This is a genomic window from Knoellia locipacati, assembly GCF_007992835.1.
Classification (GTDB): domain Bacteria; phylum Actinomycetota; class Actinomycetes; order Actinomycetales; family Dermatophilaceae; genus Knoellia; species Knoellia locipacati.
Genome location: NZ_BKBA01000008.1, coordinates 42293 through 64663 on the forward strand (window position 1 = coordinate 42293; position 22371 = coordinate 64663).

The 22371-nt window shown below is 71.9% G+C and carries 23 protein-coding genes and 1 tRNA gene; 14 read left to right on the top strand and 10 right to left on the bottom strand.

Features of this window, described 5'->3' with window-relative positions:
• Nucleotide 1: 1 nt before the first annotated feature.
• Both KLO01_RS08320 and KLO01_RS08325 read right to left on the bottom strand, forming a co-directional pair.
• Nucleotides 2-988 (bottom strand): ABC transporter permease, encoded by a 987-nt coding sequence (locus tag KLO01_RS08320; RefSeq protein ID WP_147064076.1) that lies wholly within the window; start codon nucleotides 986-988, stop codon nucleotides 2-4.
• Nucleotides 989-992: 4 nt separating this feature from the next.
• Nucleotides 993-2540, bottom strand: coding sequence for an ABC transporter substrate-binding protein (locus KLO01_RS08325; protein ID WP_147064078.1), 1548 nt, complete (start codon nucleotides 2538-2540; stop codon nucleotides 993-995).
• Nucleotides 2541-2854: 314 nt separating this feature from the next.
• Between KLO01_RS08325 and KLO01_RS08330 the strand changes: the two genes are divergently transcribed.
• From KLO01_RS08330 to KLO01_RS08340, 3 genes are all read left to right on the top strand, one after another.
• On the top strand, nucleotides 2855-3739 hold the full coding sequence (locus KLO01_RS08330) for a LysR family transcriptional regulator (RefSeq protein WP_147064080.1): 885 nt from the start codon (nucleotides 2855-2857) through the stop codon (nucleotides 3737-3739).
• Entirely contained in the window at nucleotides 3739-4299 is a 561-nt protein-coding gene (locus KLO01_RS08335; protein WP_147064082.1) for a cupin domain-containing protein, read from the top strand. The genes KLO01_RS08330 and KLO01_RS08335 overlap by 1 nt, the downstream gene beginning before the upstream one ends.
• Nucleotides 4300-4391: 92 nt before the next feature.
• Nucleotides 4392-4464, top strand: a tRNA-Arg gene (locus KLO01_RS08340).
• A gap of 81 nt (nucleotides 4465-4545) precedes the next feature.
• Here the strand turns inward: KLO01_RS08340 and KLO01_RS08345 are convergent.
• A complete protein-coding gene (locus tag KLO01_RS08345) occupies nucleotides 4546-5235 on the bottom strand; it encodes an arsenate reductase/protein-tyrosine-phosphatase family protein (protein WP_147064084.1) in 690 nt (229 codons plus the stop codon).
• A 46-nt stretch (nucleotides 5236-5281) separates the two neighbouring features.
• Between KLO01_RS08345 and KLO01_RS08350 the strand changes: the two genes are divergently transcribed.
• The gene (locus KLO01_RS08350) at nucleotides 5282-6025 is read left to right on the top strand and encodes an aquaporin (protein ID WP_246136120.1); all 744 of its coding nucleotides are present in this window, start codon (nucleotides 5282-5284) and stop codon (nucleotides 6023-6025) included.
• A 47-nt stretch (nucleotides 6026-6072) separates the two neighbouring features.
• Nucleotides 6073-6495 (top strand): arsenate reductase ArsC, encoded by a 423-nt coding sequence (locus tag KLO01_RS08355; RefSeq protein ID WP_147065171.1) that lies wholly within the window; start codon nucleotides 6073-6075, stop codon nucleotides 6493-6495.
• A gap of 35 nt (nucleotides 6496-6530) precedes the next feature.
• Here KLO01_RS08355 and KLO01_RS08360 read toward each other — a convergent pair whose 3' ends face one another.
• Nucleotides 6531-6893, bottom strand: a complete 363-nt coding sequence (locus tag KLO01_RS08360; RefSeq protein WP_147064088.1) for an ArsR/SmtB family transcription factor — start codon at nucleotides 6891-6893, stop codon at nucleotides 6531-6533.
• A 75-nt stretch (nucleotides 6894-6968) separates the two neighbouring features.
• Between KLO01_RS08360 and KLO01_RS08365 the strand changes: the two genes are divergently transcribed.
• From KLO01_RS08365 to KLO01_RS08385, 5 genes are all read left to right on the top strand, one after another.
• Nucleotides 6969-8327 (top strand): FAD-dependent oxidoreductase, encoded by a 1359-nt coding sequence (locus KLO01_RS08365; protein ID WP_147064090.1) that lies wholly within the window; start codon nucleotides 6969-6971, stop codon nucleotides 8325-8327.
• Nucleotides 8328-8408: 81 nt separating this feature from the next.
• Entirely contained in the window at nucleotides 8409-9230 is an 822-nt protein-coding gene (locus tag KLO01_RS08370) for a COG4705 family protein (RefSeq protein WP_246136121.1), read from the top strand.
• 55 nt (nucleotides 9231-9285) lie between these two features.
• The gene (locus KLO01_RS08375; RefSeq protein ID WP_147064092.1) at nucleotides 9286-9666 is read left to right on the top strand and encodes a hypothetical protein; all 381 of its coding nucleotides are present in this window, start codon (nucleotides 9286-9288) and stop codon (nucleotides 9664-9666) included.
• Nucleotides 9654-10445, top strand: a complete 792-nt coding sequence (locus KLO01_RS08380) for a phosphatase PAP2 family protein (RefSeq protein ID WP_147064094.1) — start codon at nucleotides 9654-9656, stop codon at nucleotides 10443-10445. The genes KLO01_RS08375 and KLO01_RS08380 overlap by 13 nt, the downstream gene beginning before the upstream one ends.
• Nucleotides 10446-10458: 13 nt before the next feature.
• Nucleotides 10459-11148 (top strand): response regulator transcription factor, encoded by a 690-nt coding sequence (locus KLO01_RS08385; RefSeq protein ID WP_147064095.1) that lies wholly within the window; start codon nucleotides 10459-10461, stop codon nucleotides 11146-11148.
• Here the strand turns inward: KLO01_RS08385 and KLO01_RS08390 are convergent.
• On the bottom strand, nucleotides 11096-12523 hold the full coding sequence (locus KLO01_RS08390; protein ID WP_186827972.1) for a sensor histidine kinase: 1428 nt from the start codon (nucleotides 12521-12523) through the stop codon (nucleotides 11096-11098). The two genes, KLO01_RS08385 and KLO01_RS08390, sit on opposite strands and share 53 nt — an antisense overlap.
• A gap of 206 nt (nucleotides 12524-12729) precedes the next feature.
• Entirely contained in the window at nucleotides 12730-13173 is a 444-nt protein-coding gene (locus KLO01_RS08395; protein WP_147064099.1) for a PA2169 family four-helix-bundle protein, read from the bottom strand.
• A 135-nt stretch (nucleotides 13174-13308) separates the two neighbouring features.
• Here KLO01_RS08395 and KLO01_RS08400 point away from each other — a divergent pair, with 135 nt between their 5' ends.
• Both KLO01_RS08400 and KLO01_RS17140 read left to right on the top strand, forming a co-directional pair.
• On the top strand, nucleotides 13309-14319 hold the full coding sequence (locus KLO01_RS08400; protein ID WP_147064101.1) for an aldo/keto reductase family protein: 1011 nt from the start codon (nucleotides 13309-13311) through the stop codon (nucleotides 14317-14319).
• A 181-nt stretch (nucleotides 14320-14500) separates the two neighbouring features.
• Nucleotides 14501-14644: a hypothetical protein gene (locus KLO01_RS17140; protein WP_186827973.1), complete on the top strand. Its 144-nt coding sequence runs from the start codon at nucleotides 14501-14503 to the stop codon at nucleotides 14642-14644.
• A gap of 60 nt (nucleotides 14645-14704) precedes the next feature.
• Here KLO01_RS17140 and KLO01_RS08405 read toward each other — a convergent pair whose 3' ends face one another.
• Together KLO01_RS08405 and KLO01_RS08410 are read right to left on the bottom strand one after the other, a co-directional pair.
• Nucleotides 14705-16078, bottom strand: a complete 1374-nt coding sequence (locus KLO01_RS08405; RefSeq protein WP_147064103.1) for an MBL fold metallo-hydrolase RNA specificity domain-containing protein — start codon at nucleotides 16076-16078, stop codon at nucleotides 14705-14707.
• Nucleotides 16075-16974: a universal stress protein gene (locus KLO01_RS08410; protein ID WP_186827974.1), complete on the bottom strand. Its 900-nt coding sequence runs from the start codon at nucleotides 16972-16974 to the stop codon at nucleotides 16075-16077. Before KLO01_RS08410 ends, KLO01_RS08405 begins: the two co-directional genes overlap by 4 nt.
• Before the next feature lie 133 nt (nucleotides 16975-17107).
• Between KLO01_RS08410 and KLO01_RS08415 the strand changes: the two genes are divergently transcribed.
• Both KLO01_RS08415 and KLO01_RS08420 read left to right on the top strand, forming a co-directional pair.
• Nucleotides 17108-18241, top strand: coding sequence for an FUSC family protein (locus KLO01_RS08415; protein ID WP_147064108.1), 1134 nt, complete (start codon nucleotides 17108-17110; stop codon nucleotides 18239-18241).
• A gap of 101 nt (nucleotides 18242-18342) precedes the next feature.
• Entirely contained in the window at nucleotides 18343-19704 is a 1362-nt protein-coding gene (locus KLO01_RS08420) for an APC family permease (RefSeq protein WP_186827975.1), read from the top strand.
• Nucleotides 19705-19726: 22 nt separating this feature from the next.
• Here KLO01_RS08420 and larC read toward each other — a convergent pair whose 3' ends face one another.
• A complete protein-coding gene (gene larC / locus KLO01_RS08425) occupies nucleotides 19727-20965 on the bottom strand; it encodes a nickel pincer cofactor biosynthesis protein LarC (protein ID WP_147064110.1) in 1239 nt (412 codons plus the stop codon).
• 83 nt (nucleotides 20966-21048) lie between these two features.
• Complete coding sequence (locus KLO01_RS08430; protein ID WP_147064112.1) at nucleotides 21049-22344, bottom strand: lactate racemase domain-containing protein; 1296 nt, start codon at nucleotides 22342-22344, stop codon at nucleotides 21049-21051.
• Nucleotides 22345-22371 lie beyond the last annotated feature (27 nt).

The window sequence follows — 22371 nt, forward strand, 5'->3', positions numbered from 1 at the left end:
GTCAGACCCCTCTCGCGGCGGCCGGGGTGACCCGGCCGAGCAGGACGTTGACGACGAGGTTGAACGACACGACGAGCACGATCGAGACGACGAGCACGCCCTGGACGGCGGGCACGTCGCCCGCCTGGGCCGAGTCGTTGGCGAACCGGCCGAAGCCCTGCAGCCCGAAGATCCACTCGGTGACGACGGCTGCGCCGACGAGCGAGGGGAACTTGAGTCCCAGCACGGCGAGGAGCGGTCCGGTCGCGTTGCGGAGCACGTGCCGGGTGAGGATCCGACGTGGGCCGAGTCCGCGCACCACGGCACCGGTGACGTAGTTCTCGCGGTATGCCGTGACGAGACCCGTGCGCAGCTGCCGCGCCACGTCGGCGACGACGTCGAGGCTGAGGGCGAGCGCCGGCAGGGTGATGTGGGCGAGCCACGGCCAGACCCCGCTCGTCAGCGGTGCGTACCCGGCGGACGGGAACAGCCCGAGCCCGACGGCGAGCACCGCCACGAGGATGATCCCGACGACGAAGCCGGGCAGGACCGACAGCACGGTCGTCAGGGCGGTGACGGCACGGTCGACCCGGCTCGTCGGGCGGAGCCCGGCGGCGGTGCCCAGGGCGACCCCGCCGACGACGCCGATGACGAGCGCCAGTGCGGCGACCGAGAGGCTCACCCCGAGTCCGAGCCGGATGAGGGTCGCGACGTCGGTCCCGTTGACCCAGCTCGTCCCGAGGTCGCCGCGAAGGACGCCGCCGAGCCACGCGGCATACTGCGTGAGGAACGGCCGGTCGAGGCCCCACTGGCCCTCGACGGCGGCGATCGCCTCGGGGGTGGCCTGCTCGCCGAGCTGGAGCCGGGCGGGGCTGAGCCCGCTGAGCGAGCGCAGCGCGAAGGTCACGAAGGTCGCGACGAGGAACACGGGGACGAAGATCCCGACCGACCTCGCCACGGTCGCGAGGAGTCGCCGCAGCGACGGCAGCAGCTGGAGTGGACGGCTCATCGCGTCACTTCCCGCCGATCGTCACGCCGGTCCAGTTGATGTGGCCCGGGTTGGCCGGCAGCGCCGAGATGGCCTTGTCCTTGGCGAGGATGTTGGGCTGCTCGAACGTGAAGACCAGGGCCCGGCTCTCGAGGCCCGCACGGGTGGCGGCCTGGAGGGTCTCGGCATACGTCGGGTCGTCGATCGGGGTGGCGCGCACCGCGGCGACGGCCTTCGCGAAGCCGGCGGGCTCGTAGGGCGAGCTGAGGTTGAGCGGCCCGTTCGGCCCGAAGTGCGCGGTGAGCGTCTGGAGCGCGGAGTCACGACCCGTGGTGCTGTAGAGCGAGAGCGTGAGGTCCTTGGCGAAGAACGGTGTCGCCCAGTTCTTGTCGACCTTGATCGTCGTCGTGATGCCGACGGCGCCGAGCTGGCTCTGCACGATCTCGGCATCGGGTCCACCGTCGGGGACGACGAGGTCGAGCTTGATCGCGCCGGGTGCGTACCCCGCCTGGGCGAGCAGGGCCTTGGCCCTGGCCGGGTCGTAGGGGTAGCGGTCCTTGGACTTCGGGTCGTAGGCGACGTAGCCCGACGGGAACGGCTGGTCGGTGACCTCGCCGAAGCCGAACGTCAGCTTGTCGACGAACTCCTGCCGGTTGACCGCGTGGCGCACCGCGTCGACGACCCGCGGGTCGTCGAACGGCTTCTTGTTGACGTTGAGGCTGATGTTGGACGCGTTGAACCCGGGCTGGACGAAGACGTCGAGTCCGGCCTTCTTGGCGGCATCGGCCTGTGCCGGTGCGATGTCGGCGAAGTTGTAGACACCGGTCCGCAGCCCGGAGACGACGGTGGTCGGGTCCGGTGCCGAGGTGAGCTCGACGTCGTCGATGTGGATGTTGGCGGCGTCCCAGTAGTTCGGGTTCTTCTTGAGGACCGCCTTGGTGCCCGGGATGAGCTGCGTGATGGTGAACGGCCCTGCGCCGACGGGGTTCTGGTCGAGCGTGGCCGGGTCCGCGGCCGCCTTGGGGCTCGCGACCTGGAGGACGCGCTCACCCAGGAGCTGGGGGATCTGGTAGTCGACCTGGGTGAGGCTCACGACGACGTCGAGCCCGTTGGCGGCGACCGACCTGATCGAGGTGAGGTCACCGAAGAGCGCGGAGTTCTCCTGCTTCTGCGCCCGCTCGATGGCCGCCTTGATCGCGGTGGAGTCGACGGGCGTGCCGTCGCTGAAGGTGAGGCCCTTGCGCAGGTGGAAGGTCACCTCGTCGCCGGTGGCGTTGTAGGTCCACTTCTCGGCGAGGTCGGGGACGGCCTCGCCCTTCTCGTCGATCCGGGTGAGCGAGGCGTAGACGAGCGACAGCTGGCGGAACTGCGCGCCGCTGCCCGCGACCACCGGGTCCCAGTGCTTGGGGAAGTACGACGTCGCCCACTTGAGGGTGCTCGTGCCCGCGCCACCGCCGGCGGCCGAGGCGTCACCGAAGCCGCAGCCGGCGAGGGTCGTCGTGGCAAGCGTCGCGGTGAGCGCGGCGGCGAGGAGCGTCCGGCGGGGCGGGCGGGAGCGGGGCAGGGCAGGCATGAGGGTCCTCCGAAGGATGGGGAAAGAGCACAGGGGTATGCCGTGTCGGCACGTGAGGGGATGACGAACCGGCCGTCGTGGCAACGGTTCTCGTCAGGAGCGTGAGCGGGTGCTGGTCAGGTCAGGAGGTGCGACAACAGCACGGGCAACGCGTCGTCCCGCAACGGACGTGGTCGACCCACCGGCAGGAGGTGAGGACGATTGCGGGGCTGGACATGACGATCAGCATGGTGCCGGCGCACGGTGGTGTCCAACGACGAATCGTGATGTCTCTCATTACGAGACGTGATGGGATCCATAATATGGTGTTTGGCATGAGTCGCACCCTCGACATCGCTCCGCTGCGCAGCCTGGTCGCGATCGCCGACCGTGGCGGGTTCGGTCGGGCGGCGTCGTCGCTCCACCTCAGCCAGGCGGCGGTGAGTCAGCACGTGCGTCGTCTCGAGGCCTCCGTCGGGCACGCCCTCGTGACCCGCGCCGGCCGCGGGTCGCGCTTCACCGTCGAGGGCGAGCAGCTGCTCGGCCACGCCCGCCGGGTCCTCGCCGCGCACGACGAGGCGCTGCGGTGCTTCGGGGTCGGCTCCGACGAGACCCTCGTCGTCGGATCCACCGAGCACGCCGCGGCCCAGCTCCTGCCGAGGTTCGCCGCGGCCCTGGGTGAGGCGCTGCCCCATCACGGCGTCCAGTTCCGGATCGACCGTGGCACGGCCCTGCGTGAGGGGCTCGCCGCCGGCCGGGTCTCGTTGGCGCTGCTGCTCGGACCGACCGGCGACCCGCGGGCGATCGGCGTCGGCGATCTCGAGCTGACCTGGTTCGCCGCGGCGGGCTGGACGCTGCCCGCCGGTCCCGTGCCCGTCGTCGCCTTCGACGCGCCCTGCGCCCTTCGGTCGAGAGCGATCGAGACCTTGGACGGGCACGGCATACCGTCCGTCGTGGGGGCGGAGGCGACCAACCTCGCCGGGGTCCACGCGGCGACCGCTGCCGGTCAGGGCGTCGCGTTGCTCGCCACGCTGGGTGACACGCCCGCGGGGCTGGTGCCCGTCGAAGGGCTGCCCCGGCCGCGCCCCATGCCACTGTCGATCTGGGCCGCCGCCGACGTCCCCGCCCGGGTCGCGGGCACCGCCTGCGACGCGCTGCGCCCCCTCCTGCCCGGCGTCCCCGCCGCAGCCACCCACCTGTCCCTCGCCGAAGGAGCCTGATGCCCGCCCTCCACGTCCCTGCCGACTCGACCGACGGGGAGTTCGTCCGCACGCCCAGCGGCGTCCTCGTCCCCGCGGTCATCGACCCGTTCCATCGCGCCCTGCACCACATCGCGCCCAGCTCGCTCATCAGCCGGACGAGCCAGACCACGGGCATGTCCCGCCGCGAGGCGATCAGCGGCAAGACCGTCGGCGCGCACAGCCTCTGGATGGGGCAGACCCACGTGCCGGCGTCGACGTCGTCGGGCAACCACCACCACGGCGCCTCCGAGACCGCGATCTACGTCGTGTCGGGGTCGCCGGTCTTCGTCTTCCTCGAGGTCGACGGCGACGAGCCCGTCGAGCGCCGGATCGAGACCGGGCCGGGGGACTACGTGTTCGTCCCGCCGTGGGTGCCGCACCGTGAGGAGAACCCCGACACCGACACCGAGGCCGTCGTCGTCATCGCCCGCACGACGCAGGAGGCCATCGTCGTCAACCTCGACGGGCTGGACTGGTCCGAGGTGGACCTCACCGCAGAGGGAGCCGCCGCGGGCGGAGCCGCAGCGGACGGGTGCTGAGAAGCATCGGTGGGCGGACGGCATACGGCGATTTCTCGTGCGGGCGGGTGCTCGCGTATGCTTTCCGATCGTTGCTCCGACAGGTGCGACACGCGCCCGTAGCTCAACGGATAGAGCATCTGACTACGGATCAGAAGGTTAGGGGTTCGAATCCCTTCGGGCGCACTCTGTGTTGAGACAGAGGGCGAGGCCCCGGCAGCGGAAACGCGCCGGGGCTTCGTCGTGTCCGGGGCCGGGTGTGCGCAGTCAGCCGTCGGTGACGACGTCGGCGAGGCGCTCCACCCGGCCGACGACCGAGTCGTACGCCTCGTCGAAGGCGAGGTCGGTGTGGGCGGGCACCGGGTCGGGGATCGACCAGTGGGCCCAGTCCCGGCCGCCGAGCTCCTCATGGGCGCGGTCGCACACGGTGACGACCAGGTCGTGCCGCCCGACGGGGTCGTCGAGCGGTCGCGGGGCCACGTCGGGCAGGTCGAGGGAGTGGCGCTCGGCGGCGGCCAGGGCGCCCGGGTGGATGGCGGCGCCGGGGTGGGTCCCGGCCGAGGTCGCCGGGATGTCGCTCACGCGCCGCCATGCTGCGGCCGCGAGGTGCGAGCGCGCCGTGTTGGCGGTGCAGACGAAGACCACTCGCGAGGCCCGGACCTGCGCGGTGCCGGCGCCAGCCTCACGCAGGAGCCACGCGTCGTGCGCGTTGAGCGAGAGATAGGACCGACGGCCGTCACCCTCGGATCGACGCCGCGTCACGAGCCCCGCGTGCTCGAGGGACCGGAGGTGGTGGGCGAGCAGGTTCGACGCGATGCCGAGGGTCAAGCCGAGCTCGGAGGCCGAGCGGTCGCTCACGGCGAGCAGGTCGACGATGCGCAGCCGGGTCACGTCGGCGAGGGCCGAGTGTGCCGTGACGCGGCGCCGCAGATGCTCGTCAGTTTGCTCAGTGTTCATTGACTCAAGTTTGACTGACCCAGTGGCGCGGGGTCAAGATGGCGGCGTGAACCGGACGCCCGCGCCTGCCCTGCCGCGACGACTGCTCGCCGAGCTCCTGGGCACGGCCCTGCTCGTGGCGGTCGTCGTCGGTTCCGGGATCGCGGCGCAGGCTCTCTCCCCGGACGACGTCGGGCTGCAGCTGCTCGAGAACAGCACCGCGACGGTGCTCGGCCTCAGCGTGCTCATCCTGCTGTTCGGCCCGGTCTCGGGGGCGCACTTCAACCCCGTCGTCTCGCTGGCGGACTGGTTCATCGGGCGGCGCGCCGTCTCCGGCCTCCGCCTGGCCGAGGTGGGCGCCTATGTGGCCGCCCAGGTCGTCGGCGCCGTGGGTGGTGCCGTCCTCGCCAACGCCATGTTCGGCGTGCCGACGGCCCTGTCGACCAAGGACCGCGCCACCGGTCCCCACCTGCTCGCCGAGGTCGTCGCCACGAGCGTCCTCGTCGCGCTGGTCTTCGCCCTGGCCCGCACCGGTCGCGGCGCGATCGCGGCGCCGGCCGTCGGTGCCTACATCGGTGCGGCGTACTGGTTCACGAGCTCGACCTCGTTCGCCAACCCCGCCGTCACCATCGGCCGCATCTTCTCGGACACGTTCGCCGGCATCGCCGCGACCTCCGCCCCGGCATTCGTCGCTGCGCAGCTCGCGGGGCTGGTCCTCGGTGTCGCGATCACACTGGCGCTCTACCCGGATGCCGCCTCCCGCGCCGACGACGTCGTCGTCCCGCACCCATCCCGTCCCACCCCCGCCTGAGACCCGCGGGGAGACTCGCCGTGACCGACGCCAGGAGCACCGCCTCGATGACCGCCGCCGACAAGCCCTCCGTCCTCTTCGTCTGCGTCCACAACGCGGGCCGCTCTCAGATGGCCGCCGCCTACACGCACCACCTCTCCGGGGGCGCCGTCGAGGTCCGCTCCGCGGGGTCGGCGCCTGCGGACCAGGTCAACCCGTCCGCGGTGGCGGCCATGGCCGAGGAGGGCATCGACATCACCGCCGAGGCCCCCAAGATCCTCACCACCGGTGCCGTGCAGGCCAGCGACGTCGTCATCACCATGGGCTGCGGCGACACGTGCCCGATCTTCCCGGGCAAGCGCTACGAGGACTGGGAGCTCGAGGACCCAGCCGGCAAGGGCGTGGAGTCGGTCCGCCCCATCCGCGACGACATCAGGTCGCGGGTCCTCGCCCTGCTCGACAGCCTGGGCGTCGAGCCGGTCAAGGGCTGAGGTCCGCCCGGCCCGACGCAGTCGGGGGTGCCGGCTCAGCCGGGGGGAGCGAGGAGCGCCGCCGTCGCCGCGAGGACGCCGGGCGCGACCCGGTAGTGCACCCACGTCGCCTCCTTGCGGCTCGTGAGCAGGCCCGCCTCGCGCAGCTTCCTCAGGTGGTGGCTGATCGTCGGCTGCGAGACCCCGACGTCGACGACGTCGCAGACGCAGAGCTCGCCGTCCGGTGCCGACGCGATCATCGAGAAGATCCGCAGTCGCACCGGGTCGCCCAGGGCCTTGAAGATCGCCGCGGCGGTCTCGGCCTGGCTCGTGTCCAGCGCCGTGCGGGTGAGAGGGGGGCAGCGCTGCACCTCGTGCGCGGGGCCCTGGGCGAGGGTCGGGGCCGAGGGCGTCGTCATCCACCTATCTTGACATCCATCGATATTCGGGAGCAAGATCGCAATATCGACAGTCATCGAACCAAGGAGAGCGACATGAACGACGTCAGCGAGGGCGTTGCGGGGCAGGTCGTCGTCATCGGGGCCGGGCCCGTCGGCCTTGCCGCGGCCGCACACCTCGTCGAGCGCGGCCTCGACGTCACCGTGCTCGAGCAGGGTGAGCGAGCCGCTGCGGCCGTCCGGCAGTGGGGGCACGTCCGTCTCTTCTCGCAGTGGTCCGAGCTGGTCGACCCCGCCGCGCGCCGTCTCCTGCTCGCCTCCGGCTGGACCGCTCCCGCCCCCGACGCCTACCCGACCGGCCACGAGTGGGCCGAGGCCTACCTCGAGCCGCTCGCCGCCGCGCTCGGAGAGCGGGTGCGGTACGGCTCCACCGTCACGGGGGTGGCGCGTCGCGGTCGCGACCGGGTCGTCGACGCCGGGCGTGCTGCGCAGCCGTTCGCCGTCCACGTGGACACCGGCGGCCGCCACGAGCGACTCACGGCGGTCGCCGTCATCGACGCGTCGGGGACGTTCGGCTCACCCGGCCCCCTGGGTGGTGACGGCTACCCCGCAGACGGCGAGCGGGCGGCCTCCACCCGGGTAGCCCACCGCATCCCCGACGCCGCAGACCCGCTGGACGCGGCGAGGTACGGCGGTCGCATGACGGCCGTCGTGGGCGCCGGGCACTCGGCCCTGACCGCGCTCGTCGCCCTGTCCACCATCGCCGAGCGCGTGCCGGGCACCGAGGTGGTGTGGGTGCTGCGACGCGGGGGTGTCGGATCAGCCTTCGGCGGCGGTGACGCCGACGAGCTCCCGGCCCGCGGCGCCCTCGGCCGGCGGGCGCGGCGGGCGGTCGCGGACGGTCACATCCGCGTCGTCACCGGCTTCCGCACCGCCTCCGTCGAGATCGTCGAGGGCACGGTGACGCTGCGCAGCGAGGACGGCGCGGTCGTCGAGGGGCTCGATGAGGTCGTCGGCCTCACGGGGTTCCGGCCCGACCACTCGTTCCTCTCCGAGCTGCGGCTCGACCTCGACGTGCGCCTCGAGGCACCGGTGCGCCTCGCCCCGCTCATCGACCCCAACGTCCACTCCTGCGGCACGGTCTACCCGCACGGCGCCGCCGAGCTGGCGCACGAGGGCGAGCCCGGGGTCTACCTCGTGGGGATGAAGTCCTACGGGCGCGCGCCGACGTTCCTCGCGATGACCGGGTACGAGCAGGTGCGCTCGGTCGTGGCCTCGATCGCGGGCGACCACGAGGCGGCCGCGAAGGTCGAGCTCGTCCTCCCCGAGACCGGTGTCTGCGGTGGGGCGGGGCTGTTCGACGCCGCCGACGACTCCGCCGGCGGGTGCTGCACACCGGCCACGCCCCAGCTGATCCAGCTCGGCGTCGGTGGGGGCCGCGCCAGCTCCTGCTGAGCACGACCCCCACACGGCCGGCTCCGCGGAGAACTCACGGGCTCAGCGTCTGCTCAGGAAGTGTTTGGCACGGTTCGGGCCATGACCTCACATGCCCTCGGCCAGCGCCGATCCATGCTCAACAAGGTTCCCGAGGTGACGGTGTACTTCTGGATCATCAAGATCCTGTGCACCACGGTCGGGGAGAGCTTCGCCGACTACGTCAACGAGACGCTCGGGTTCGGTCTGCGGAACACGACCGTGGTCTTCTCGCTCGCCCTGGTCGCTGTGCTGGTCGCGCAGTTCCGGCTGCGGCGGTACGTGCCGTCCGTCTACTGGCTGGCAGTGGTGCTCATCAGCGTGGTGGGCACGCTCGTCACCGACAACCTCACCGACGGGGTGGGGGTGCCGCTGTGGCTGAGCACCGTGGTCTTCGCCGTGGCGCTCGCCGCCGTCTTCGCCGTCTGGTATGCCCGGGAGCGGACCCTGTCGATCCACTCCATCGTGACGACGCCTCGTGAGGGCTTCTACTGGCTCACGGTCCTCGTGACCTTCGCGCTGGGCACTGCGGCGGGCGACTGGACGCTCGAGCTGACGGGATGGTCCGCCGGTGCCTCCGTCCTGCTGCCGCTGAGCCTGATCGGCGCCGTGCTCGCTACGTGGAAGCTCGGGGCGGGTCCGGTGCTGTGCTTCTGGCTCGCCTACATCCTCACCCGGCCGCTCGGTGCGAACATCGGCGACTTCCTGGCCTCGGCCCGGGACGAAGGAGGAGTCGGGCTCGGGACGCTCGGGACGAGCGTGCTGTTCCTCGGCACGATCCTTGCCGTGGTCGTCTACCTGAGCATCACCCACCGGGACCGCATCGAGGGCGAGGACCCGAGCGCCGAGCGGTCCACCGTGGCCGTCGAAGGCAGGACGGTGTGACGCCGTGGACCCGGTGCGCCGCAGGACCCGGGTGCTCGTCGTGACGCACAGTGCCATGCCGTCGAACGCACTGCTGGACGCGATCTCGGCGCGAGCCGTGGTCGGCGACGCCCAGATCCGGCTCGTCATCCTCAACCCGGCGCGCGCCGAGCTCCACCTCCTGCACCCGGAGCGGCACGACAAGGCCTTCGAGGCCGAGCGTGTCCTGCTCGAGACCCTGCCCCTGTTCGAGGCCGCCGCGGGTGACCGGGTCATCGGCTCGGTGTCGGTCCGCCATGACCCGGTCGACGCGATCGAGGAGGTCGCCCTCGGAGAGCCGGTCGACGAGATCCTGCTCGCCCTCCCGGTGAGTCCGAGGTCCTGGCCCCACCCCGACCGGCCACGTCGGCTGTCCCGTTTCGAGGTTCCCGTCACCGAGCTGCCATGTCCGAGCTGACCGATGCCCCGGGATCGCTTCGCCCCGCCCGCAGCGCCCCGGTCAGGCCGCGCGGGGCAGGGCGCCGTCGGCCCCTGCTCGCCAGCGCGGCCGCGACGGGATCGGTGGCCCTGACCTTCGCCCTCGTCCTCCTCGACGGTGTCCTCGAACGCGGCGACCTGTCGAGCCACGACGCGGCCGTGACCTCCGCCGTGGTCGACGGACGCACGAAGCCAGCCACCGTCGTCGCAGAGGGCCTCAGCTTCCTGGGCGGCGAGGTCTCGATCGGTCTGCTCACCGTCGCGCTGCTCGCGTGGATCGTGGTCCGGTATCGGGACTGGCGGGCCGCGTCGATCGCGGCTGGCGCCATGGGGTTGGCCGGCGTCCTGACGCTCGCGACCAAGCACCTGGTGCTGCGTGCACGACCGCCGGTCGTGGACGTGGTGGGGCCCTGGGACCACAGCTACTCGTTCCCGTCGGGTCACACGCTGCTCTCCACGGTGTTCTGCGGTCTCGTCGCCGGGCTGGTCGTGCTTCGCGCTCGCCGCGCCAGGGTCAGGGTCGCCGCACCGTGCTGCGCACTCGTGCTGAGCGCCGGCGTCGGAGGGAGTCGCCTCTATCTCGGCTACCACTGGCTGACCGACGTCCTCGCCGGATGGTCCCTCGCGGTGGTGGTCCTGGCGCTGGCCCTCGCCGCGACCGTCCTGGCAGACGGCGGCAGGCAGGACCTCGCTCCGGACCCGCCCTCGCCGGGCGCCCTAGGGTGGACGCGACCGAGCCCCGAGCTCGGGTCCAGGTGAGAGGGGTCCACGGGTGCGAGTGCTGCTGGTGGAGGACGAGCGGGCGCTGGCCGAGACGATCCGGCGCGGCCTGCAGAACGAGGGCTTCGTCGTGGACGTGGCGCACGACGGCGTCACGGGTCAGTGGCTGGCCACGGAGAACCCCTACGACGTCATCGTGCTCGACATCATGCTGCCGCAGCGCAACGGCTACGAGGTCCTCCGCAACATCCGCGGGCTGCTCATCTGGACGCCTGCGCTGATGCTCACCGCGAAGGACGGCGAGTACGACCAGACCGACGCGTTCGAGCTCGGTGCCGACGACTACCTCACCAAGCCGTTCAGCTTCATCGTGCTGGTCGCGCGGCTCCGGGCGCTGGTGAGGAGGGGTGCGCCGGTCCGCCCGGTGAGCCTCACCGTCGGGGACCTGCACCTTGACCCGAACAGGCGCATCGTCACCCGCGCGGGCCAGTCGATCGAGCTGACGGCCAAGGAGTTCGCCGTGCTCCAGTTCCTCATGCGCCACCCCGAGGACGTCCTGTCCAAGGCGGAGATCCTGGACAACGCGTGGGACTCGGCGTTCGACGGGAGCGACAACATCGTCGAGGTCTACATCGGCTACCTGCGCAGGAAGATCGACGTCGCGTTCGGGGTGCAGTCGCTCGAGACCGTCAGGGGGATGGGCTACCGACTCCGTGCCGTGACCGCTCCGGCGCCGAACTGAGGGGGGCAGAGGAGGCGTCGTCCGTCCCCGGAAGGGTGACGGCGAAGCGGCAATCACCCGTGGGCGTCTCGGTGGCGACGACACGTCCTCCGTGGCTCGTGGCGATCGACCGGACGATCGCCAGCCCCAACCCGCTGCCGCCCCGATCGCGCTCTCGTGACTGCTCGAGGCGGGCGAAGCGCTCGAAGACCGCCGCGCGCTGGTCCTCGGGCAACGGGTCGCCGTCGTTGTCGACGTACAGGACGACCTGTCCCTCGGACGTGCCCACCGTGAGGCCGACGGCGCCCGTGGTGTGACGGGTCGCGTTGTCCACGAGGTTGCGCACCATCTGCTCGAGCCGACCTCGGTCGCCCAGGACGCGGGCCGCCCCGATCGACGCCCGAACCTCCTGCTCACCGAGGGCGCGCAGCCGTCGCACCTCGGCATGGACGATGTCGTCCAGGTCGACCTCGCTCGCGGCGATGGGCACGCCGTCGTCGGCCTTGGCCAGGGTCAGCAGGTCGTCCACGAGGCGCTGCATCCGCAACGTCTCGGCGAGGATGAGGTCGTCGCGACCCGGGTCCGGAGCGTCGCTGGCCTTGCCCACCTCGATGGCGGCCCGGATCGTCGCCAGTGGGCTGCGCAGCTCGTGGGAGGCGTCCGAGACGAACCTGCGGGTGCTGGCGTCGGACTGGTCGAGCCGCGCCAGCATCTGGTTCATCGTCCGGGCCAGCCTGGAGATCTCGTCGCCCGAGGGCGGGACCGTGATCTGCCCGCGACCGCGCACCTGGGTGATCCGGTCCACCTCCGCCCGGATGCGTTCGACCGGCTGCAGGGCGCCGCGCATCGTGCGACGCATGAGTCCCAGGACCAGAAGGAGCAGCAGGACCGAGCCGACGGCCAGCAGCACCGTCGCCGTGCGCACGCTGTCGGTCTCGACCCGCAGCGGCGTCGCCACGACGACGACGTATGCCGTGCCGGCCGGGTCCCGCACACCCTGCGCGACGATGGCGTACGGCTCACCGACCTCGCCGGGAAGTCCGGTGACCTGCGCGGTGCGGATGCGCCCGGGAGGGGGCGCGAGGGCAGTCAGGCGGCTGCGCATCTCTGCGGGCTCGGACGCGGCCACGACCCGACCGCTCGCGTCGACGAGCTGGATGAGGGCCCCTCGGCTCGCGACCTCGGAGATCGAGATCGCTGCCGGCTCCTCACCGGAGGAGATGGCGGCGACGATGTCGCCGCCCTGCAACCGAGCCGAGTCGAGGGCGGCGGCATAGAGGATCCGGTCCAGCGCCACGGCATACGCCGCCACGCCCATCGCGATGGCGATGGTGACGGCCACCGCGGACAGCGTGAGCACGCGTCGCTGCAGCGACCACCGTTCCCACCGTCTCACCGTGCCGCCCTTCCCGAGCCCGACAGCATTCTCGCGCATCCTCGGCCTCCGGCCGGGCAGAGGCAGGGGTCCCGGCCGGAGGTGAGGGGTGGGCAACCACCGTCAGGACGTCCGCGAACCATGCGTCGCGGGGCCCTGTGCGGTCATCATGAAGGGGTGTTCCTGAGAGCACGCTGAGGCGGGACACCGCCCCGTGCGAGGTGGTCTCAGTCGGCGCTCTGCAGGGCCTTGACCTCGTCGCGCGCAGCCACGACCGCCTGGTGCTGGCGGGTGACGACCTCGCGGAAGCCGGCGCTCAGGTCCTTCTCGAGGGCCTTCTCGTACTCGGAGACCGCGTGGTCCTCGCCGGTCACGGCGGCACCGAGGACACTGCCCGCGTCGTCGCCGGTGAGGGCGTCCTTGAGAGCGATCCAGCCACGGTGCACGGCGGCCGCCGCGGTGCCGCTCTCGTCGACGTCGTCGCCGTACTGGTGACCGAGCTCGACGATCTCGCGGCGGAACCCGGCCCGCTGCTCGGACAGTCGCTGCAGGACGTCCGCCCACTCGGCGCGGTCGCTGTCGCGCAGCTTGCTGGCGGCGTCGGCGAAACCCTTCTCGCCGTCGCGCAGGGTCTCGACCAGCTCCTCGGCAGCCTTCTCGTCGTCCGACATCAGTGCTCCTTCTCGTTGGGGTCACGACCCGTGGGGGTCTGCGTTCGACGCTACGTGAGCGGGACGGCATACAGGGCGGGAGAGGTGGCCTGACCTGCGGGAACGCAACGGGGGAGACAGGCATACGGTGGGGGGATGGACTACCGATACCTGGGCAACAGCGGACTCAAGATCTCCGAGATCACCTACGGCAACTGGCTCACTCACGGCTCGCAGGTCGAGAACGACATGGCGACCCAGTGCGTGCAGGCGGCGCTCGAGGCGGGCATCAGCACGTTCGACACCGCCGACGTGTATGCCAACACCAAGGCTGAGACCGTTCTCGGCGAGGCGCTCAAGGGTGAGCGGCGCGAGAGCCTCGAGATCTTCACGAAGGTCTACTGGCCGACCGGACTCGGCGGCAAGAACGACACCGGCCTGTCCCGCAAGCACGTCATGGAGTCGATCAACGGCTCGCTGCAGCGGCTCCAGACTGACTACGTCGACCTCTACCAGGCGCACCGCTACGACACCGAGACCCCGCTCGAGGAGACGATGCAGGCCTTCGCCGACATCGTCCGGCAGGGCAAGGCGCTCTACATCGGCGTGAGCGAGTGGACCGCCGACCAGATCCGCGAGGGCGTGCGGCTGAGCAAGGAGCTCGGCTTCCAGCTCATCTCGAGCCAGCCGCAGTACTCGATGCTCTGGCGCGTCATCGAGGACGAGGTCGTCCCGACGAGCGCCGAGCTCGGCGTGAGCCAGATCGTGTGGAGCCCCATCGCCCAGGGCGTGCTCTCCGGCAAGTACCAGCCGGGCCAGGCCCCGCCCGAGGGCTCGCGCGCCACCGACGAGAAGGGTGGCGCCGACATGATCAAGCGGTTCATGAACGACGACGTCCTCACCCGCGTCCAGGGCCTCAAGCCGATCGCCGACGAGGCCGGTCTCAGCATGGCCCAGCTCGCCGTCGCCTGGGTGCTGCAGAACGACAACGTCGCCGCGGCCCTCGTGGGCGCCTCGCGGCCCGAGCAGGTCCACGAGAACGTCAAGGCCGCCGGCGTGCGGCTCGAGCCCGAGCTCATGAGCCAGATCGACGAGGTCCTCGGTGACGTCGTCGAGCGCGACCCCGGCAAGACCGCAGAGACCGCGCCGAAGCAGCGCGTCGCCTGACCTCGTCGGCACCTGCGTGGGCACGTCGCGCGAGAGCGACGTGCCCGCCGGGTCTCGGCCCGGTCACGGTTTGCACATTCGGCTCCCGGGGCCATGGGCCGTGGGTAACGTCCGGCGCAGCACGGTCCGGAGAGCCGGACGTGACTGACCTGCTGACCTGCTGACCTGCGAGGGCGGATCTGTGAGAGTTGCCGAGGGCGCCACTGCCTGCGCCGAGCACGCGTGGGTGACCGCCGACCAGGTCATGGCGTGGGGCGAGGTGCATCTCGTCAGGGTGTGCCGCAGCTGCCCGTCCGTGGCGCTCGTCGACGAGCCCTCCGCGTAGGACGTCGCGGCCGTGGCGGCCGTCGCGCCGTGGTCGTCGCAGCGCGACGGTCGCGCCGCGTCAGGTGATCCGGACGCGCTCGCCCAGCCTCGGCACGACCACGGCCGCGGAGAGCTCGTCCCGGATCCGCCCGGCCAGCGCCTCCGCGGCGCGGGCCTCGGCGTGGTTGACGAACACGGTGTCCGGCTCGTCCGGCAGCTCGTGCAGCCAGCCCAGCAGCTCATCGGCGTCCGCGTGGACGGAGAAGCCCTCGTCGTGGGCGACCTGGGCCCGGACGGGGACGTACGAGCCGGCGATCTTGACCTCGCGGGCGCCCTCGGCGAGAGCCCGGCCGCGGGTGCCGACGGCCTGGTAGCCGGTGAGCAGCACCGTGTGCCGCGGGTCGGGGAGCATCGAGCTCAGGTGGTGGACCACCCGGCCACCGCTGGCCATGCCCGAGGCGGAGACGACGATGCTCGGGGTGCGCGGCTTGTTGAGCGCCCGCGACTCGTCGGCGGTGAGCGCGAGCTGCCAGTGCGGGAGGTGCCCCAGGGAGACCTCGATGTCCTCGGCGAGTTCCCCGTCGGCGGCGGCGCTGCGATAGACCTCGAGCACCTTGAGCGCCATCGGGCTGTCGAGGTGGATGGGGACGTCGGGGATGAGCCCGTCGCTGCGCAGCCGCCCGAGGGCCTCGAGGACGAGCTCGGTGCGGTCGACGGCGAACGCCGGGATGAGGACGGAGCCGCCGCGCTCGATGGTGCGCCGGATCGTCGCCGCCATCTCGTGGTGGTCCGGGTCGCCGCTCGGGTGCGTCCGGTCGCCGTAGGTCCCCTCGATGACGACGTGCCTCGCCGCCGGTGGCGCGGGCCGTGGCCGCAGCAGCGGGTGGTGCGGGCGGCCGAGGTCGCCTGAGAAGAGCACCGTGGTGTCGCCCTGCTCGAGCAGCACGATCGAGGACCCGAGGACGTACCCCGCGCGGACCAGGGTGAGCCGTCCTCCCGACCTCAGCGGCGTGGCGGTGTCGTATGCCGCGGGCGTGAGTGCCGTGATGGCGCGCTCCGCGTCGCTCGCGGTGTAGAGCGGCAACGGTGGGTCGTGCTTGGAGTAGCCCGACGTCCGCGCGTACTCCGCCTCCATCTCGAGCAGGTGGGCGCTGTCGCGAAGGACGATGGGGACGAGGGCGGCCGACGCCCTGGTGCACCACGCCGGACCGGAGAAGCCCTGCCGGACGAGGGCCGGCAGGTAGCCGCAGTGGTCGAGGTGGGTGTGCGTGAGGACGACGTCCTCGATGCCCGACGCCGGCACCCGGAACGGTTCCCAGTTGAGCCGTCTCCACTGCCGCTCGCCCTGGTAGAGACCGCAGTCCACGAGGGTGCGCCGGCGGTCGTGCTCGACCATCGTCTTGCTGCCGGTCACGGTGCCCGCGGCGCCGAGGAAGGTGAGGACGGCGCTCATGGTGTCTCCCCGCCGGCGCCTCTCCGGTCCGCCGGGGTCGAGGGCACGACGACGACCGGGCAGTGCGCGTGGTGGACGACGTGGGCGCCCACCGACCCCAGGAGCAACCCGGGGAAGCCGCCGCGTCCGCGACGACCGACGACGAGCAGCTGGGCTCCTCGCGACTCCTGCACGAGGGTCGGGCCGGCGATGCCGTGGACGAGCGACTCGCTGACCTTCACGTCGGGGTACTCGTCGCGGTAGCCCGCGAGCATCTCGGCGACGATGAGCCGATGGGACTCGACGACCCGCTCCCGGGCCTCGTCCGGGTCGCCGCGGGTGAAGGCGGCGTTCGCCTCGTCCCACCACCACGAGTGGACTGCATGCAGCGGCACCTCGCGCTTGGAGGCCTCGGCGAAGGCGAGGGCCACGGCGGGCGCCGAGTGCTCGTGCGCGTCGACCCCCACGACGACGGGCCCCGTCGCCGAGAGGTCGGCGCCGAGCGGCACGATCATGACCGGGCACTCGGCGTGGGCCATGACCTTGTCGGCGGTGGCCCCGAGGAGGAGCGCCTCGGCCTGTCCGAGGCGACCGCCGTCGAGGACGAGCATCGAGGCGTCGTGGCTCGCCTCGACGAGCATCGCCGCGGGGTCGTCGACCTCGGTGACGGCCGTGACCGTCAGGTCCGGCGCCACACGGAGGGCCCGCTGGCGGCACTTCTCGGTGTGGCTCGCGAGCCGCAGGAGGTGCTCGTCGGTCCAGGGCACGATGGTCAGCCCGGTGGCGTGCATGACCCGCAACGGACTGCCCCACCTGCGTGCGTGGGCGGCGGCCTCCTCCACGGCGCGGCCCGTGGACTGCCCGCTGTCGACACCGACGACCACCGCGTGGCCGGACCTCGTCTCGGTGGTGCTCATGGCACCCTCCCTTCGTTGCGCCCAGCGTCGCCCCGGACGGGGCGCGGTCGGGAGGGCCGAAGGTCCCCCGCGCCACGGCATACGGCAGGGGTGGCACGATCGAGGGCTGTCCCCAGACCAGACGGAGGCCCACATGGCAGAGCGGTTCGGTCGCCCCAGCCCGCGGGCGGCCATCAAGATGGCGTGGCACCACCCGGTGTCCGCGCTCGCCGCGAAGTCGGCGGCTGCGGCAGGGCTGGCGTTCTGGGTCGGCGGGCTGCTGCCGGGCGACCTCGGGGAGTACCGCTACTACGCCGCCCTCGGCGCCTACACGGTGATCTACCCCAGCGTCTCGGACTCCATCACCCAGGCGGGCCGCGCCGTCGTCGCCGTCCTCCTCGGCGCACTGCTCGCCATGGGCCTGCAGCTCACGGCCTGGACCAACCCGATCACGGTGGCGCTCGCCATCGGCCTCGGCGTACTCGTCGGCGCGTGGCGCTGGCTGCGTGACCAGACGACCTGGGTGCCGGTGGTGGCACTGTTCGTGCTGGCCGTGGGAGGGCCACGGCCCGAGGGCTACATCGAGGCCTACGTCGTCCAGATCGTCCTCGGCGCCCTCGTGGGCGCGGCGGTGAACTTCGTCGCGTTCGCCCCGCTGCCGGTGCACGAGCTGCAGAAGTCGACCACCGACCTGAGGCGCGAGCTGGCCCGACAGCTGCGTGCGGTGGCCAACGCCCTCTCCGACGAGGGTGGCAGCCGTGCAGACGACGTGCTCGCCGGCCTTCCCGACGTCAGCCCCGCGCGCGAGCGGGTCCGGCTGGCCATCGCCCAGGCGCGACGGGCGCGCAAGGGCAACCCGCGTGCCTCTCGCAGCGCGCACATCCACCGGGCCCTGTTCGACCTCGGCGAGACCCTCCAGCGGTGCAGCACGAGCGTCGAGTCGATGGCGGTCGTCATCCTGGACCCGAACGCTCCGCCCCTCACCGACGACCTGCGGCATCGCACCGCCGACCTCATGATCTCGCTCGCCGTCCTCTTCGAGGCGCTCGACGACGAGGTCCCCGACGAGGGCCACGTCCGCGCGGCGCGGGCCGCCGTCGACGGGCTCATCGACGCCGTCGACGCCGAGAGCGGCGCGGGTCGCGAGAGCCGCTACGTCGCCGGCGCCGCCGCCGTCTCGGGGCTGCGCTGCCTGGAGGCGTTCGTCACCGCGCAGCGTCGCTCGGGTGGGGACGCGACCATCGTTCCGGGGCCTGCGCTGCTGCCCCCGGAGGAGGCCGGGAGCTGAGGTCCGGACGGCGCCGCCGGAGCGACGGATTCGCCCGTAGCCGCGCCTTGCCCTGACCGCAAAGTCGCAGATCAGCCGCTCGCACGGCAGAGTGTGGCGACATGTCAGCAGACACCGATGTCAGACAGTCCGGCGAGTCGGAGACGAAGCTCAAACGGGGGATCACCCCCATGCTGCTCTTCTTCTTCATCGTCGGAGACACCCTCGGCGCGGGGATCTACACGCTCGTCGGGAGCATGGCCAAGGACGTCGGCGGCGCCATCTGGCTGCCACTGATCTTTGCGCTCGTCCTCGCGCTGCTCACCGCCGGCACCTACGCCGAGCTCATCACGAAGTACCCCCACGCGGGTGGGGCGGCCCGCTACGCCGAGCGGGCGTTCAAGAAGCCGTACGCGACCTTCATCATCGGCTGGCTCATGCTGTCGTCGGGGATCACGACCTCGGCGGCGCTGGCCAACGCCTTCGCCGGTGACTACCTCAAGGCGCTCATCGACCTGCCGGCCGTGCCCGTGACGCTCGTCTTCATCGGCGCGCTCATCGCGATCAACCTGCGCGGTGTGCGCGAGTCGCTCATGGCCAACGTCGGCGCCACGGTCATCGAGATGACCGGCCTGCTCATCATCATCATCGTCGCGGCCATCGTCTTCGGGAAGGGCGAGGCCGACCCGTCGCAGCTCACGACCTTCGCCGACGGTGTGACGCCGCTCCAGGGCGCCTTCGCCGCGACGATCACGGCCTTCTTCTCGTTCCTCGGGTTCGAGGCTGCGGCCAACATGGCCGAGGAGGTCAAGCAGCCGTCCAAGGCCTACCCGCGGGCGCTGTTCGGCGCGATCATCACCGCCGGTGTCATCTACCTGCTCATCGCGCTCGGCGCTGCCGCGGTCGTCCCGACCGGTGACCTCGCCGAGTCCGAGGGACCGCTGCTCGAGGTCATCAAGGCCTCCGGCCTGTCGTTCCCGCCGTGGCTCTTCGGCGCCATCGCCCTCGTCGCGATCGGCAACGGCGCGCTGCTCTTCATGGTCATGGCCAGCCGTGCGACCTACGGCCTCGCCGAGGCCGGGCTGCTCCCGCGGATCTTCGGTGAGGTCGCCTCGACGCGTCGCACCCCGTGGGTCGCGATCCTCGTCGTCGGTGCCATGACGATGGCGATGAGCTTCGTCGGTGACGTGAGCCTGCTCGCGGACACCACCGTGCTGCTGCTCGTGCTCGTGTTCATCTCGGCGAACATCTCGGTGCTCATCCTCAAGAAGGACAAGGTCGAGCACGCGTACTTCAGGACGCCGGCGATCGTCTCGGTCCTCGCGCTCGTCGCGAGCATCGCGCTGCTCACCCAGCAGAGCGCGCAGACGTGGCTCATCAGCGCCGGCTACGTCGTCGTGGGCACCGTGCTCTTCCTCATCGCGCGGGCTGCCCGCAACCGTGAGGGCGAGCCCGCCGATGAGGCGCCCGTCGACCTCGGCTGATCCTGCCGGCCGACCGGCCGACTCAGTCCTGACGCCGTCGCGCAGGCCCGCGGAGCCCCGCGGCCTGCGCGGCGGCGTTCGCCTCGTCGAGGACGACCCGAGCCGGTATGCCGGCCCGCTCGGCTGCCGCTCGCACGTCCTCGAACTCGGGGGTCGCGTGGACGGCGCGGCCGTCTGCGGTGTGGGACAGCTTGATCCGCACCGGGACCCCGCGGACGTCGACCGTCTCCCAGGAGCGGTCGAGGGCGTGACGTGACACCTCGTGCTCGCGGACGCCGAGGGTCGTCGTGTGCTCGAGGACGATTCCGCGCAGGGACTCGCGGTGCCCGACGTCGCAGAGCACGGACAGCGTGTGGGCGGGACGACCCTTCTTCATGAGGATGGGAGTGAGCCACGCATCGGCGGCGCCGGCCGCGAGCAACGACTCGATGACCCCCGGCCACAGCCGCGGGTCGAGGTCGTCGACGTTGGCCTCGAGCACCCAGAGCGTCTCGGCCCCACCGGTGGCGGGTGCCGGGTCGGTGGTGGGCGTCGGCTCCGTGGCGGGCTCGCCGAGGACGACCCGGGTGACGTTGGCCCGGCCCTCGACGTCCTTGGTGCCGGCGCCGGACCCGGAGGCGGTGACCCGCATCGGTGGCAGCGCCTCGCAGGTCGCGGCGAGCGCTCGCACGAGGGCCAGACCGGTCGGGGTGGCCAGCTCCCCGGTGCCGACGGCGGCGACCTCCCACCCGGTGGCCAGCCGCAGGGTCGCCGGCGCGGGGACCCCGACGGTGCCGTGGCTCGTGCGGGCGGTGCCCGACCCCAGCGCCACCGGCCCGGCCGACACCGACGTGACGCCGAGCAGGTGGAGGGCGGCGCAGACGCCGACGACGTCGGCGATCGAGTCCCACGCGCCCACCTCGTGGAAGTGGACGTCGGCGGGTTCGACGCCATGGACGTGCGCCTCCGCGTCCGCGAGCACCTCGAAGACGTGAACGGCCCTGTCGCGCACCGGTTCCGGGATGTCGGCGGCCTCGATGAGTGCGCGGATGTCGGTCCACCGGCGGTGCGGCTGGTCGGGGGCGAGGACCTCGACGTCGACCTTGGCCGCCCGCAGCCCGGCGCGGCTCACCTCGGTGAGGGCGAGCCGCACGGTCGCGGGCAGGACGGCGTCGACGACGGACTGGACCTCGTCGAGCGGAGCGCCCGCATCGACCAAGGCCCCGAGCAGCATGTCCCCGGCGACGCCGGCGCCGGCGTCGATCCAGAGGTGGGTGGTCATGCGCGAAACGGTAGTGGCAGGCACCGGCGGCCGGGCGACGTGCCCGGTGCACGGCATACGGGCTGGGGTCCGGATCGCGGGTCTCAGCGCAGCCGGAAGAGGACCTCACCGGCGTTGGGCACGACGAAGGTCTCGCCGTCGGCCTCGGCCGCCGCGAGGTCGACCGAGTCCGGGTCGAGGTAGCCGAGGTTGGCGCGGCGGCACTCCTCCTCGGGGATGCGTGTAGCGAGCGTGACCTTGACGCGCAGCCGCTCCTCGCCCGTCTCGGCGTCGTAGGTGCCCGCGCCCCGCAGGTGGGTCGAGTGGGCGAGCGTGCCCCAGTGGACGTGCTTGAAGCGGTCCCACTGCTTCACGAAGTAGTCGCGGCAGTGGTAGCCGATCTCGAGGATCTCGGGGTGGCTCGTCGAGATATCGGTGATGTGGGGGGCGTAGAGGATCACCTCACCGCCGTCCGCCACGACGGGCTCGAGCTTGTAGAAGCCCTTGGCGCCGGTCCAGATGTCCTCGTACATCTCGGGGACGACCGAGATGACCCGCGACACCGGCTCGTCGAGGTGGTGGACGTGCGTCGCCGCGCAGACCTCGGCGGCGCTGGCCCACGACGAGATGGTGTCGCCGAACGAGATCGAGTGCAGGTCGAGGCTGCCGGCCTCGCCGACGACGCAGAACGCGAGCTTCTCGGCGGGCACGAGCGAGGCGCCCTCGTTGATGAGGGCCCGCACGGGCGTGATCGCCGTCGTGCCGATGATCTCGGCGGAGGTGATGAGGGCGCCGATCCAGTGCGAGACGTCGATGATGTCCTGGCCGGCGACGCCGGGGAAGAAGTACTTGTTGCCGCCGGAGATCCCGACGACCTCGTGGGGGAGCACGGGCCCGACGACGAGGGCGACGTCGTGCTCGACGACGGCACGGTTGAGGAGCACCGGCACGTCCATCGTCAGCCGTCCCTCGGACAGCTCGGCGAGCCGTGACGCCGGGATGGTCCCGAGGTCCGCGAACGTCGACGGGTCCCACCACTCGTGGTTGACCACCGTCATGCCGGGATAGCTCTGCTCGAGCGCCCCAACCTCGTAACCGAGGTGCGCCGCGAGGGCCTCCTCGCTCATGGGCTGGTGGGTGCCGAGCGCGATGAGCGTCGTCATCCGCGTGACCCGGCCGTGCAGGGCTGCGTGGACGGCACCCAGGAGCATCGGCAGGGGACACGTGCGCGTGCCGTCGGGCACGACGATGCAGACGCTCCTGCCGTCGAGGTCCGTCGCGGCGAGCTGCTCGGCGATGAAGTTCGTGACCTGCTCGGTCGGGAGGACGCCGTGCTCGTCGCCGATGCGTGCCGCCCGCAGTGCGGCCTCGGCGGGAGTCTCCTCGATCGTCGATGTCATGAGCTCACTCTTGCCGGGGCCCACAGG